Raw genomic sequence first — 13,645 nt, forward strand, 5'->3', positions numbered from 1 at the left:
TCTTCCCGATGTCCTAAAGTCTATCTTGGTTGAAAAGACACGAGAGGCAGCGAAATGCTACCGGCACCAATCACTTGTTGCTTCTACCGTTGTCGCGGACTCTGCCTTCAGACTTGGATCGTCGCGACTTTCGCAATCATGATGGCCTCCGCTCCACTGCAAGCCTCAACAGCACCAAAAACGTCAGCGTGCGGATACCTCGCTGGTCTAATTGATAAGGCACCGCCATCAGGGCCGTTGTTCCTGCCCAGCTATCCGACCGTCGAATCGGGGCCTCTGCATGGCGCCGCCTACCTCTATGACAATGCGGTAGCCGCCATCGCGTTGGTCGGTTGCGGTGAGCAAGACAAAGCGTATCGGATTGGCTCGGCGCTTCTCTGGGCCATCGACAACGACCGCACCTGGCATGATGGACGGCTCCGGAACGCTTACGCCGCGGGCGTGGTGGGGAATGGCCCCGTCAAACTTCCGGGGTGGTGGGACAATACTCAGAACAAATGGTTAGAGGATCGATATCAGGTGGGCAGCGATGTTGGTAACATGGCATGGGCCATGTTGGCGTTGCTGTCGCTTGATGATGTGAACGCCGGCCCTCGGTTCCGCGATGGTGCAGCACGGCTTGGCGCCTGGGTCGCGCAATGGGCCGATACGCGCGGTACTGGCGGTTTCACGGGTGGTACGTTTGGGCACGAACCGACGCCGGAAGTGCGGGCGTGGAAATCGACTGAACATAATACTGACCTCGCCGCCGCGTTTGGCCTTCTTGCGATCCGTACAGGGGATTCGCGCTGGCGCGATAAGGCAACGGTCGCTGAGTACTTCGTAAATACGATGTGGGATCCGGCATGCGCCTGTTTCGCCGCAGGTACCGCTGAAGACGGTGTCACGCACAATCCGATTTTGGCTCTCGATGCTCAGGTCTGGCCTTTAATAGCGCTCCACGGAGCGGCCGAGAAATTTGCATCGGCAATTACGACCGCCGAACAGCGAATGAGTGTCGATGAGGGCTTTTCTTACGGTGAAGACCGAGACGGTGTGTGGACCGAAGGAACGGGCCAAATGGCTCTCTTGATGAAATTGCTCGGCAGGACTGGGAGAGCAGACTCGTTGATCGCTGTAGTCGAATCCCAGAGGTCGCCGGATGGTGGGTTCTATGCCACAACTGCCCGCGAGTTGCCGACCGGGTTCGTGTTGGACACCGATCCGACCAAACCGCGGCTCTATTTCCGATTGTCACATCTTGGCGCAGCTTCGTGGGCTGCCCTCGCGGAACGTGGGTTCAATCCCTTTACGGTGACAAAAGGACTCCCGTAGTTGAGTCGCGGTGCTTCTCGTCCGTTTCGGTCTGTTTTGATTTCGATATGTCCGTTCCGGGTCACAAGCCGACATCTGAGCAAAGACTACAAAGCGTCCGCTTTGGGCCAATAACGGAAGTCGCGATTGGACAACAGGTCCGCGGCCATGGGCGGCAATAAGTATCGTACGTGAAGTGGTTCACAAATGGACGGTTCAGACCGCGATAGGCTAAGCAGGCTCTTCGTGCGCCAGTGGGATCAGCAGATTCGAGATCGAATATCGACGTCCACCGCTCCGTCGCACGTATCGTATTTCGCAATGCTGGCTCTATGAACTGTCAGATTTGGTTCGATGGCATTCTGTGCGGCCGAGAGCCCAAGAATGACCAATCTCTTCACGCAATTCAGAAAGTTGATTGGAGAATAAGCCACACGATAAATCAGATGGAGGATCCGATGGTAAAGAGAGCGATTGCGCTCGGCGGAGGCGGTCCGGCAGCAGGATTGCACATCGGGGTTCTGGAAGCCCTTGCCAACGAAGATATAAGGTTTGACGTGTGGGCTTTGTCCTGCATCGGCGCTTGGGTTGGGATCGTCTACAATCAGTTTGATGGAGTTGAAAACAAAGCCATGGCGGAAAAGACCTATCAATTCTTCAAGAATGGCGTGTTTCGAGACGACGAAGGCTATAAGCGCTTCCCCATAAACACCGTGTTTGGTCCGGATTGGGCAGGAAGCATGAGCAGGGCTCTGACCAGCTTCGTCATGGATCCCAAGAACTATCTGCATTTATGGGACCCATCGACCATGGTGAATGCCTTCAGGGATTCTATGTCGCTCTGGTTCCCTCAACAGAAGTTCACGATCCCGGACGACGGAGACATCAACAGATGGATCCTTAATCAGGTCCTGGCACCCAATCCCTTCGTTCGCTATCTCACGTCAATGATGTACTTGTCCCATGTCACTGGCCTCTCCAAGATCAACTATCCGAATAGCCAGTTCATGAAGAGCATAAAGTTCGAAGCGCTCAAAGAGCCTGGAAAGCCCGTCATATTTCACAACGCCTGGAATCTTGATGACCATAAGCTCGCGTTGTTTTCCAACCGACCAATGATCCAGCAAGCCGACAAGAAAGAGTACAAAGGGCCAATCAGCGCGTCCAGCCTATGTGCGTGCTCAGCTCTTCCCTTCATCGAAGAAACAGTTGAGATCGACGGAGTTACGTACTGCGAAGGAGCGCTGATCGACACGGTCAACTTCGAGAGCTTGCTCGAGGAGCACCGTGATCTGGACGAAATATGGGTGAGCAGGATCGTCGATTCGAAGCAGGTCCGCAAACCGAAAGACCTTCATGATGCCCTGGCGAATCTTTGCCAATTATTCGCAGCGACCGTTGGCGAAGACGACGTCAGGATCTTCAAATATCACGTGCAGTACGACGAACCCAAATGGGAAGGCATAATCGTCGAGATCCAGGTGCCGGGGCACATCAATTTCAAATGGAATCACAGCAACCTCTATAACGGGCGAGTGTTGGGAAGAGCCGCTGCGGAACAAGCAATCAAGAGGTATCACGCACATGCAGACCTCGACCCGCATGAAGGGCCACACTTCATAAATGAGCATCCAGAGAAGAACGACAAGGAGGGATGGCAAAAGGTGAAAGATACGTATCGTAAATGCCAAGAGCGAGCGGATGCCTAGTGCCAAAGGCAAGTAGCTCTGCGACCGCTGAACCAGACTCCAATATCTGTGATCCGGGAAAAATTACTGCAGTCGATCGAGCAGTGCCTTCGCTTGCTTTAGATCCTGCGTTTCAAAACCCTCGGCGAAGCCGGCGTAGATGGGCGCGAGCAGATTGAGCGCGTCCTTGTGTCTGCCCTGATCGACCCACAAGGCGCCGAGGTCCACTGCAACTCGAAGTTCAAGGGCCTTGGCGTGTTGGCTTGTTGCAGTTGTCAGTGCGCGCTCGAACAGTGATTGCGCCTCGGTGCCGGCTCCCGGTACTTCATCGAAGAGCAGCGCGCGCGCCTTCAGTCGGTACAGTTCGGCCTCAAATATCCGCTCGCTATTGCGGCTGGTTGTGGCAAGGCCCTGTTCGATCAGCTCGAGCGTGGCTTCGCGCTGACGGCTCGACAATAGGGCCGGGCTCAGGAGCACGTATAGGGCCGTGATGCCGAGCTGATAGCCCGCGTTGCGATATTCGTTCATCGCCCCCTGGATTTCCGCGAGCGCGGCGGACGAAGGATCAAGAAAGGTGGCACTTATCCCTCGAACGGCGCGCGCCAATCCTCTCCATTGCCGGAATCCGTGCTCCTCCGACAAGGCAAGACAGCGTTCCGCATAGCCGTGCGCAGTCAGGAACTCGCCCCGAAGAGCGTGGAGAATGGACGCATAGTAACATCCATAGGCCTGCGAATGCGGATGACCAATGGCGTCGGCACGCCGAATGGCGGTATCCAGTCGTGCGAGCGCGGTATCGGGGCGGCCCAGCAGCCAGAGCACCCATGACATCAGGGCAAGGTCGGCCACGCCCGCATCCTGGCCGGCGGCACGCGCCGCCAATCTGTCCTGCTCGTTGCTTGCCTCGAACGCTTCGAAGGCCCGTACGATCACTTCGTGGGCTCCTTCGAGATGTCCCATGAAAAGTCGAATCATGCCTTGTCCACGCATCGCGTTGAGCAACGTTGGTCGATCGCCGCGCGCCTCCGCGAGTTCGAGCAGCGCCGAGATCATTTCTTCGGCGACCGGCAACTCACCACGAATGACGCTCGCGGTGGTCAACCAGAACATGATTTGTAGTTGCTCGGGGGGATCGGCGAGGCGCTGGCACAGCTCGCGCGCGCGAGCGAAGATCGCCACCGCATGTGGCGATGCCGGTCCCTGGGTAGCGATCAGGCATGGTCCCAGCGCGAACTGGAAATCAAGCTCTCGTCTGTCCTTCCGAGCACCGTCGGCCAAATGGGCCAACACCTCGATGCCCTTCCGCAGGTGTGCGATAGCTTCGAGGTTGGCGGAGCGCATGGCCGCCTTCCTTCCCGCCTGAAGCCAATATTCTCCTGCCTTTTCGAACAGTCCCGCCTCCGTGAGGTGGAGCGCGAGAGTCTCGGGTTGAGCCTCCACGATTTCCGGGAACTGTTGCTCGAACACGTCCGCGATGGTGGCGTGCAGCGTAGCGCGTCGGCTCTTCAGCAGCCCGGATTCTGCAGCGTCGCGTACCAGCGCATGCTTGAAAGTATAGACAGCCCGGGGTATCTCGCCCCGGCAGAATATCAGCTCCGCCCGGACAAGCTGGGCAAGCGCTTCCTCCAGCGTCTGCCTTGGCAACTCGGCAACGGCGCTCAGCAGTTCGTAGGAGAACTCGCGCCCCACGACGGCGCCGATCTGAGCCACGTATTTCACAGGAGCCAATCGGTCGAGCCTGGCCATCAGCGATGCGCTCAACGTCGTCGGAATCGCCATCGATGGTAGCGGACGGCTGAGCGTGTAATGGTCGTCCCGTTCCTGCAACAGCCCGGTTTCGAGCACGGCCTTCGTCAGTTCCTCGACGAACAAGGGTACGCCATCGGTACGGGCGAGGATTTGGTGCATGACCTCCTCGGGGAGCGTCTTGCCGGCGGTGACGCGCTCGACCAATGCCGCCCCGTTGCGCCGACTGAGCCGCGTGAGCGAGATCGTCGTCACATGGGCATGACCAGGCCAGGGCGGGGCGAACTCCGGTCTCGCCGTGATCAGCAGCAGCACGCGAAGCCGCGGCAGCTTTTCCAGTGTAACCGCGAGCAGTTCCAGCGACGTCGGATCCGCCCAATGGGCATCCTCGAATATCACGAACACCGGCTGACGCGCCGCCAATGCTTCGAGCTGGGCCAGGAACGCCGCCAGCGTCATGTCCTTGCGGGTTTGCGGAGTCATTTCGGGAAGGCGATAGCGATCGCAGAGCGGAAGCGACAGAAGATTGGCCAGGGCCGGCACCACGCGGTCTGCATCGGCGCCAAACCGCAAGAGCAGAGCTTCAAGCTTGGCAAACTTCTCCGTCGGCGTCTCGCCTCGCTCGAACCGGGCGGCACGTTCGAGGTTGACGATGAATGGATACAGCGCACTGTTGGCGTGGTGCGCCGAGCAGAAGTGCCGTACCGTAATGTGTGGTTCGGCCTGGAGCCGCTCTTGAAGCGCCAGCGCGATATGCGACTTACCGATACCCGGCTCTCCAGTTAGAACCACGACGCAGCCTTCGCCTGACGCGGCATGCCGCCAGCGCCGCAACAGCAGCTCGATCTCCTCGTCACGCCCGATTAGCGATGTCAACCGCGTCTTGTGCTGCGCCTCGAAGCGGCTTTCCACTCCACTGATCCCGAGCACCTGCCAGGCAGGTATTGGTTCCGCCCATCCTTTGAGCGCGACAGGGCCGAGATCGCGGTACTCGAAATGTCCATCGGTGAGCTGGTGGGTGCTCTCGGAAATCAGCACCATGCCGGGCTCGGCGAACTGCTGCAGGCGAGCGGCCAGGTTCGGTGTCTCACCAATCACCGCCTGCTCCTTGGCGGCGCCTTCGCCGGTCAGATCGCCCACGACGACCATTCCGGTGGAGATGCCAACGCGGACCTGTAGTCTCGTACCGATATCTGTCTGGAGATTGGCCACGGCATCGACCAGTGTCAGTCCCGCGCGTGTCGCCTGCTCGGCATCGTCCTCGTGCGCCTGGGGATAGCCGAAATAGGCAAGCACGCCATCCCCCATGTACCGCGCGATGACGCCCTCACTCCGGGCGATAACATCCGCGATGCAGTCGTGATAGGCGCCGATGACTGCGCGCAAGTCCTCTGGATCCAGTCGGGCCGCAAGTGCCGACGAGTCCACCAGATCGCAAAACATGACCGTCAGTTGGCGCCGCTCGGCGCTGTCCCGCGGCGCTGGTTTGGCGGCCGTTCGGACTGATACGAGGACTTCACTCTTGAGTTCTGCAATTGCGCGCAGAATTTTGCGCCGGTGCCCAAGCAGGACGCCAAGGTCCTTGAGGTCCTGCTCCGTGAGATCGCTAACGACCGAGAAATCGATGGCGTTCTCGGCGAAACGCTGGGCGTACTCCCCCAAACCGATCGATGCGAGCCACTCCGCAGTACCTGTCATGGGATACCTATGGCTTATGCGATAAGAATAGCACATTGGAATAGCCTGCGAAGGCGCATCTATCGCCGGAGGCGCAGATCGCCGGACCTCTCGCCCAATTGAAAGGGCTCCGGCGAAAACTGGATGCTGCCAAGCGATGTCGCAGTTGGGTCAAAAGTCGACATCAAGCAGACGGCCACGATAGGTCTGCCATGAGCCAATGGCGGTGCTCGGCGAGGCCGGACGTAATATGCACTTTGTGCCAAAATGCGGATTCAAGATGGAGCGCAACTGATGTTCGGTTTATCGCGCCGATTAGAGCATCATTGATTAGCCTTTGCTGTCGCCCAAGATGTGGGCGCGCAGGCGACGCCATTTCATCGGGTGATGGTATGCTCCACCGTTCCCAATCGTCGCGGGCGGGCTTTAGCTTGCTGATCCCCTAGTAACTGGGATGTCCGAGTTGGCGATGGAAGCCATCGGCTATCCATGGGCAGCGATGATGGCATTGTGCCACTGTTTTGCCCGACGGATCAAGTTGATTTCGCTAAATCCGCAGTTGCTGGGTATCAAGCCATTGATATCGCTGTCGCCAGCTACTGTGCATGGGGTTGTTTTTCGATATTTTTGTTGTACGGCTCGCCGAGCCTGATCCGAACCAGCGCTAGTGCCCGCCGAGATAGGCCGTGATCAGCCTGGGATCGTGGATGAGGTCCTTGGCCGGGCCCGACTGCACGACCTCGCCCGTCTCGAGCACATAGCCATAGTCAGCCGTCTCGAGCGCGGCGCGGGCGTTCTGCTCGACCAGCAGGATGGAGACGCCCAAGTCGCGTAGCGACGCGATGGTGCGAAAGATCTCGCGCACGATCAGCGGCGCGAGGCCGAGGCTCGGCTCGTCCAGCATGAGCAGTTTCGGCTTGGCCATCAGCGCGCGGCCGAGCGCGAGCATCTGGCGCTCGCCGCCGGAGAGCGTGCCTGCCGCCTGGCGCTGCCGTTCCTTCAGCCGGGGGAAGCGGTCATAGACCTCGTCCAGCGTCTTCTGGACGCCCGAGCGGTCGCGCAGGCTGTAGGAGCCGAGCAGGAGGTTGTCCGCGACCGTCATGTCGGAGAACAGCTCGCGCTTCTCCGGCACCAGGCACAGCCGGCGCTCGACGCGGTCTTCGACCGACATCCTGCCGATGTCGTGACCCTGGAAGACCATGCGGCCGCGCGAGGCCAGCAGGCCGATGGCCGCCATCAGCAGCGTGGTCTTGCCGGCACCGTTCGGGCCGATGACGGTGACGATCTGACCTTCCTCGACCGACAGCGACACGTTGCGGACCGCTTCGACATTGTCGTAGCAGACCGTCACATCCGTCATGGACAGCATCTCGCTCACGCGACGCCTCCGAGATAGGCCTCTTGCACCCGCTCGTCGCTGCGGATCGCGGCTGGCGCGCCTTCGCAGAGTTTTGAGCCGAAATCGAGCACCACGATGCGGTCGACCAGCGACATCACGAACTCCATGTCATGCTCGACGATCAGGATGGTCAGATGGTCCGCCCGCAGCGACCTGAGCAGTTCCGCAAGCCGCAGCTTCTCCTGGCGGCGAAGGCCGGCGGCCGGCTCGTCCAGCACCAGCAGCGCAGGGTCAGCGGCGAGCGCACGCGCGATCTCGAGGATGCGCTGGTTGCCGAGCGGCAGATTGCCCGCGAGCTCGAACGGCTTCTCGCCGAGCCCGACCCGTTCGAGCTGCATCAGCGCCTCGTGCCGGGTACTGGCTTCCTCACGCCCGTTGAGGCGGAAGGCGCCGGCGAACAGGCCGGCGCTCGTGCGCGCATAGGTGCCGAGCATCACGTTTTCCAGCAGGCTCATGCGCGGCCTCAGCTTCACATGCTGGAAGGTTCGCGCGACGCCCGCCTTGGCGATGCGGGACTGCGCGTCATGCGTGATCGGGCGTCCCGCAAAGACGATCTCACCCTTGTTGACCCGGAGCGCCCCGGTCAGGCAGTTGAACATCGTGCTCTTGCCGGCGCCGTTGGGGCCGATGACGGCAAGGATTTCGCCGGCGCGGACCTCGAAGCTGACATTGTTGACCGCGACGAGGCCGCCGAACCGGCGCTCGGCACCATCCACTTTCAGAAGCAGCTCCCCGGGCGTCGGTTGCGCGCGACGGGGCAGGGGCGGCGCCGGTTGAGGTCGCTCGCGCCTGGCCTTGGGCAGATAGCGGGCGACGAAGGGAACGATGCCTTGCCGGGCCCATTGCAGGAACAAGATGAACAGTGCGGAGAAGGCGACGATCTCGAGCTGGCCGGAGGCACCCTTGGCGATCAGCGGCAGATAATCCTGCACGCTGTTCTTGAGCAGCGTGACGACCGCGGCCCCCACGACGCCGCCGAGCAGGCTGCCGGCGCCGCCGACCATCGACATCATCAGATATTCGATGCCCATGCCGGCATCGAACGGACCCGGGCTGATGAAGCGGCTCATATGCGCATAGAGCCAGCCGGAGAGCGAGGCGAGGAAGGCCGCGATCACGAAGGTCACGAGCTTGATGCGGAAAGCGTTGATGCCGAGGCTCTCGACCAGCGTATTGCCGCCGCGGAGCACGCGCATGGCGCGGCCGAGCCGGGAGTCCAGCAGGTTGTAGCCGAGGAAAAGCACTGCGGCGACGATGCCCCAGATCAGGAAATAGATCTGGGCGCTCGTGACCAGCGCAATGGAACCGAAGCTGATCGGCGGGATCGACGAGATGCCGTTGAAGCGGCCGAGCCCCTCGACATTGCCGAACAGGAAGCCGATCGCAAGGCCCCAGGCGACGGTCGAGAGCGACAGGAAATGGCCCTGAAGTCGCAGGGTGACGACGCCGAGAACGGTTGCGACGCCGCAGGTCAGCACCACGCCGAACACGAGGCCGAGCCACGGGGAGTACCCGTTCAACGCGGAGACCCACGCGGTTGCATAGGCCGCGACACCGACGAACGCCGCCTGTCCGAACGACACGATACCGCCGACGCCGGTGAGGAGTGCAAGACCAATGGCGACCAGCGAATAGATGCCGATATAGTTCATCAGCGTGATGCTGAACGGACTGAGCACGAAGGGAGCCACCGCGAGACACAGCACGGCGAGGACGGCGGCAAGCTGGATGTGGAGGCGCGTCATTCCTCGATCTCCTCCTCGGAATGCAGCGAGGCGAGAGATCGCCAGATCAGGATCGGGATCAGCAGCGAAAAGACGATGACGTCCTTGAGCGCGCTGCTCTCGAAGGAGGCGAAGCTTTCGAGGATGCCGACGCCGACGGCGCCGATCGCCGCACCGGGATAGCTGGTCATGCCGCCGACGATGGCGCCGACGAAGGCCTTGAGGCCGATCAGGAAGCCGGAATCGTAGAACACGGTGTTCACCGGCGCGATCAGGATGCCGGATACGCCGGCCATCAGCGATCCCAGCAGATAGGCGATCGTGCCGGCGCGGGCGGGGCGTATTCCCATCAGCCGGGAGCCGGTCCGGTTGACGGCCGTGGCGCGTAGCGATTTTCCGACCAGCGTGAAGTCGAAGAAGAGGTAGAGGAGGCCGCTGAAAACGAGGGCCGCGATCACGATCAGCATGGTCTGGCCCGAGATCAGCACGCCCGCGAACTCGGTCGAGAGCGAGGTCAGCGGCTCGGTTCGGACCCCTTCGGGCCCGAAGAACAACAGGCCGAGGCCGACCAGCGCAAAATGCAGCGCGACGGACACCGTCAGCAACAGCAGCACGGTGCCGTCAGCAATTGGACGGAAGACGATCCGATCCAGAAGCGGCGAGATCGGCGTGATCAGCATCAGCGCCAGCAGGAGCCTGACGGCAAGCGGCGGGTCCAGGCGCATGACAAGCCAGGCTGCACCGACCACGGCGAGCGGAAGCAGGAGATAGAAGGACAGCGCACGGGGCAGCAGCCGGAGTTCGCCGGAGCGCACCAGCGAGATGATCTCGATCAGGGTCGCAAGACAGGCCAGGATCACGACCAGCGCTCCCGTGCCCGGAAAGCGCTTCGCGTCGAGGGCGGCAAGCGTCAGCGCGGTGAAGGCCGCGATGTCGCCGAAGGGAATGAAGATGACGCGCGTCACCGTGAAGATCAGGACGGTCCCGATCGCCACCAGGGCATAGACGGCCCCGGTGGCGATCCCGTCGATCGCGAGAATGGCTGCAATGTCGCTCGTCATTGAGACGTCGTTGCTCCCTGTGATGCCGGGGCCATTGATCCGGTTATGGCGCGTACTTCCAGGCGCCGCCGGTCAGGCGCACCACGACGAGCGAGCGCTCGTCGACGCCGGTGACCGCACCGGGCTTGAAATTGTAGACGGCATGCACGCCCGGCAGCTCCTTGGTGCTGAGGATCGCGTCCCGCAGCGCCGCACGGAATTCCGCCGTTCCGGGCTTGGCGGTCTTGAGCGCGCGCTCGGCAGCGTTGGCGAAAATCAGCCAGGCGTCGAAGGAATAGGCGGAGAAGCCGTCGGTGGTCGGGATGTTATGGATCTTCTGGTAGACGCTGCGGAAATCCAGCGCGATCTTCTTGGCAAAGTGCTCGTCGGGAAGCTGCTCGGCGACGATCACGGGACCCGCGGAGACCTGAATGCCGTCGGCCGCCTTGCCGCCGACATTGACGAAGTCCGGATTGACGAGTGCCACCGTGCCGTAGGTGTTTCCCTTGAAGCCCCGCTCGGCGAGCGTGAGGAGCGGCAGCGCGCCTTGCGTACCCGAGCCGCCGTCCAGCACGGCGTCGGGACGCGCGGCCATCACCTTGAGAATCTGCGCGGTGACCGAGGTGTCGGTGCGGGCATAGCGCTCGTTGGTCTGAATCTTGATGTCACCGGCGGCTTCGGCGGCCTTGGCGCCGTTGTAGACGAGGTCGCCCCAGGCATCGGAGAAGCCGACATAGCCGATGTTCTTCATGCCGTCGCGCTTCATGCGGTCGGCGACGATCTTAACGAGGAGAGAGGCCGGCTGCGGCACCGACACCACCCACTGCTCCGGCGTATCCGGCAGCTTGCCGATCGGCGAGACCGCGATCATCGGCACTTTCAGCTCGCTCGCCACCGCCGCCATGGCGATGGTCGAGGGCGCCGTGGCCGTGCCGATCAGGAGGTCCACCTTCTCTTCTTCGACCAGCTTGCGCGCATTGCGGGTCGCGGCCGACGGGTCGGAGCCGTCGTCGAGCTGGATCAGGCGAATGGTCTCGCCGTTGATGGTCTTCTTGTACTCATAAGCGGCGTTGATGCCGCGCCCATAGGGGATGCCGATCGACGAGCCGTTGCCGCTCAGCGAGGTGACGAAGCCGATGGTGATGTCGGCCTGCGCAGCCGGCGCTGCGAAGAGTCCGGCGACAAGTGCGAGTAGGCTCAGAGTCTTGCGCATACGCGTTCTCCTCCGTTGGTGCTGGATAGGAATGCCTCGAAGCTGCCGTGCGGGGAGCCCGAACGACGAATGAACCGATTGAAAGCTTTGCTGCAGCGCCGAAATCCGGGCGCGACCGAAGAGGGTTTGCTCGGCCGGATCTCAGCGGCCATGGCGCTGGTTGCCGCTCGAACGACAGGCCCATCCGCAGATGCGGGCGGGACTTTCCTGAAGCAACGAAAGGCCGTTGGCCCGGCCGCGATGCGCGGCCGGCGATGCTGTTGCTGCCGGCTGTTCGAGCACGGCGACTGTCCACACGATCGAGTCTCTCAAAATCGGTGCCCTGCAACATCCACCGGTCCCTGGCCGGCGAGGAATTACTTAAAGCCTAAAGTATTGTTGGTGGAGCCGTCAACACGTGTCACGGCTCTGTCAGAAAAAATGTTGTTGCATACAATTTCGCCAGAGTGCGGCGCCTCAATGCCGATCGAGCGTACGAAAAGGCCGGGCTTCCCTTGCGGTGGCGGTGGCCGTCGGCGACGACGCCGAGCGCATTTGACGCGTGAATTAGTTTATGATTGAAATATATTTATCGGCCGTCGACGACCGATCCTCCGATCACCGCCTGAGGAGAAGGACGATGCGCATCTTCTGGCAGAGCTTCGTTGATGCGAGCGTGAACGCGCCCTACATGGCGCGGCTGTCGGAATACCTCAACAACATCGCCGCATCGGGCACGACAGTTCACGTCGAGGGCATTTCGCCGCCCGACCGGGAGTTCGGACGGCTCGCGGAATTGCGCTGCGCCGTCCAGGCGATCGACAACGGCATCGCGGCCGAGGAGGGCGGGTTCGACGCCTTCGTGATGGGACATTTCCAGGATCCCGGACTCTACGAGTTGCGTTCGACGCTCGACATTCCCGTGATCGGGACCGGCGAGGCGACATTGCTGGCGGCCTCTCAACTCGGCCGGAGGCTCGGCCTTGTGACGCTCGATCCCGTCTTCGAGGTCTGGCACTACGAGCAGGCCGAGCGCTATGGCCTCGGCGATCGCGTGGTCCATGTGACCGGCCTTGGCTGCAAGCCGGCGGATTTCGCCGATGCCTTTGACGGAGATCAGGCCGCGCAAGCCCGCATGATCAAGGACTTTGTCGCCTGCGCACGCCCGCTGATCGAGCACGGCGCCGACGTCGTGATCCCCGCCGGTGTACTGCCGGGCCTTCTGATCGGAAGGGAGCATGGCCTGAAGGTCGGGCACGCGCCGGTGGTCAATTGCGCGGCGGTGGCGCTGAAAAGTGCCGAGATGTGGGTGCAGCTCCGGCAGCTCAATGGCACCGAGCCCAGCCGCGGGCCGAGCTTCAAGCGGGCCAGCGCCCAGGCGCGCGACGATTTCCGCGCACTGCTTGCTCGCAACAGCCGCTAGGACTGGAGAATGAATGATGATGACTCCCGAAAAGATCCTGTACGAGACCGAGGTGACGGCGACCGGCGGCCGGGACGGCAAGGCCGCCAGCGCCGACGGCCTGTTGTCGGTATCGCTGTCCGTGCCGAAATCGCTGGGCGGTCCCGGGGGCGAAGGCACCAACCCCGAACAGCTCTTTGCGGCCGGCTACGCCGCCTGCTTTCTCGGTGCGGTCAAGCTCGTCGCGCGTACCCGGAAGGTCGTCCCATCCGCTGAGCCGTCAGTGACCGCGAAGGTTGCGATGGGTCCGGTTCCCGTCGGATATGCGCTCGCCGTCGAACTGAAGGTCAATCTGCCCGGTGTCGAGAGGTCGGTGGCCGAGGAGGTCGTCGCGGGCGCGCACGAGCGCTGCCCCTATTCGAATGCAACCCGCGGCAATATTGCCGTGAAGCTGACGGTCATCTGAGACAACGAACGAGGCGGA

Annotated in this window: 9 protein-coding genes; 4 read left to right on the forward strand and 5 right to left on the reverse strand. The window is 61.7% G+C overall.

Translation table 11 applies throughout. The features are described 5' to 3' along the window. Nucleotides 1–237: 237 nt before the first annotated feature. Nucleotides 238–1,314 carry a hypothetical protein gene (locus AB7535_RS08740; protein WP_354077561.1) on the forward strand — a complete coding sequence of 359 codons (1,077 nt, stop codon included), beginning with the start codon at nucleotides 238–240 and terminating at the stop codon, nucleotides 1,312–1,314. Nucleotides 1,315–1,739: 425 nt separating this feature from the next. Further along, nucleotides 1,740–3,002: a patatin-like phospholipase family protein gene (locus AB7535_RS08745; protein WP_439037272.1), complete on the forward strand. Its 1,263-nt coding sequence runs from the start codon at nucleotides 1,740–1,742 to the stop codon at nucleotides 3,000–3,002. Nucleotides 3,003–3,065: 63 nt separating this feature from the next. Here AB7535_RS08745 and AB7535_RS08750 read toward each other — a convergent pair whose 3' ends face one another. The 5 genes from AB7535_RS08750 to AB7535_RS08770 form a co-directional block, all read right to left on the reverse strand. Beyond that, nucleotides 3,066–6,425 carry an adenylate/guanylate cyclase domain-containing protein gene (locus AB7535_RS08750; RefSeq protein ID WP_085404203.1) on the reverse strand — a complete coding sequence of 1,120 codons (3,360 nt, stop codon included), beginning with the start codon at nucleotides 6,423–6,425 and terminating at the stop codon, nucleotides 3,066–3,068. 643 nt (nucleotides 6,426–7,068) lie between these two features. Further along, nucleotides 7,069–7,782: an ABC transporter ATP-binding protein gene (locus tag AB7535_RS08755; protein WP_014496276.1), complete on the reverse strand. Its 714-nt coding sequence runs from the start codon at nucleotides 7,780–7,782 to the stop codon at nucleotides 7,069–7,071. Further along, nucleotides 7,779–9,548 carry a branched-chain amino acid ABC transporter ATP-binding protein/permease gene (locus AB7535_RS08760; protein ID WP_085404202.1) on the reverse strand — a complete coding sequence of 590 codons (1,770 nt, stop codon included), beginning with the start codon at nucleotides 9,546–9,548 and terminating at the stop codon, nucleotides 7,779–7,781. Before AB7535_RS08760 ends, AB7535_RS08755 begins: the two co-directional genes overlap by 4 nt. Then, a complete protein-coding gene (locus AB7535_RS08765; protein WP_085404201.1) occupies nucleotides 9,545–10,588 on the reverse strand; it encodes a branched-chain amino acid ABC transporter permease in 1,044 nt (347 codons plus the stop codon). Before AB7535_RS08765 ends, AB7535_RS08760 begins: the two co-directional genes overlap by 4 nt. 43 nt (nucleotides 10,589–10,631) lie before the next feature. Then, complete coding sequence (locus tag AB7535_RS08770) at nucleotides 10,632–11,780, reverse strand: ABC transporter substrate-binding protein (RefSeq protein WP_135215582.1); 1,149 nt, start codon at nucleotides 11,778–11,780, stop codon at nucleotides 10,632–10,634. 619 nt (nucleotides 11,781–12,399) lie between these two features. Between AB7535_RS08770 and AB7535_RS08775 the strand changes: the two genes are divergently transcribed. Both AB7535_RS08775 and AB7535_RS08780 read left to right on the forward strand, forming a co-directional pair. Then, nucleotides 12,400–13,182: an aspartate/glutamate racemase family protein gene (locus AB7535_RS08775; protein WP_063984212.1), complete on the forward strand. Its 783-nt coding sequence runs from the start codon at nucleotides 12,400–12,402 to the stop codon at nucleotides 13,180–13,182. A gap of 16 nt (nucleotides 13,183–13,198) precedes the next feature. Continuing rightward, nucleotides 13,199–13,627, forward strand: coding sequence for an organic hydroperoxide resistance protein (locus AB7535_RS08780; RefSeq protein WP_094184397.1), 429 nt, complete (start codon nucleotides 13,199–13,201; stop codon nucleotides 13,625–13,627). Nucleotides 13,628–13,645 lie beyond the last annotated feature (18 nt).

The organism is Bradyrhizobium sp. 956_D2_N1_4, assembly GCF_052076025.1.
In the GTDB taxonomy this organism is placed as follows: Bacteria; Pseudomonadota; Alphaproteobacteria; order Rhizobiales; family Xanthobacteraceae; genus Bradyrhizobium; species Bradyrhizobium barranii.

Bases quoted from the DNA above. Each gene is read 5' to 3' on its own strand.
- AB7535_RS08775 (WP_063984212.1), top strand. From the start codon at position 12,400: ATGCGCATCTTCTGGCAGAGCTTCGTTGATGCGAGCGTGAACGCGCCC.
- AB7535_RS08770 (WP_135215582.1), bottom strand. From the start codon at position 11,780: ATGCGCAAGACTCTGAGCCTACTCGCACTTGTCGCCGGACTCTTCGCA.
- AB7535_RS08765 (WP_085404201.1), bottom strand. From the start codon at position 10,588: ATGACGAGCGACATTGCAGCCATTCTCGCGATCGACGGGATCGCCACC.
- AB7535_RS08760 (WP_085404202.1), bottom strand. From the start codon at position 9,548: ATGACGCGCCTCCACATCCAGCTTGCCGCCGTCCTCGCCGTGCTGTGT.
- AB7535_RS08780 (WP_094184397.1), top strand. From the start codon at position 13,199: ATGATGACTCCCGAAAAGATCCTGTACGAGACCGAGGTGACGGCGACC.
- AB7535_RS08750 (WP_085404203.1), bottom strand. From the start codon at position 6,425: ATGACAGGTACTGCGGAGTGGCTCGCATCGATCGGTTTGGGGGAGTAC.
- AB7535_RS08745 (WP_439037272.1), top strand. From the start codon at position 1,740: ATGGAGGATCCGATGGTAAAGAGAGCGATTGCGCTCGGCGGAGGCGGT.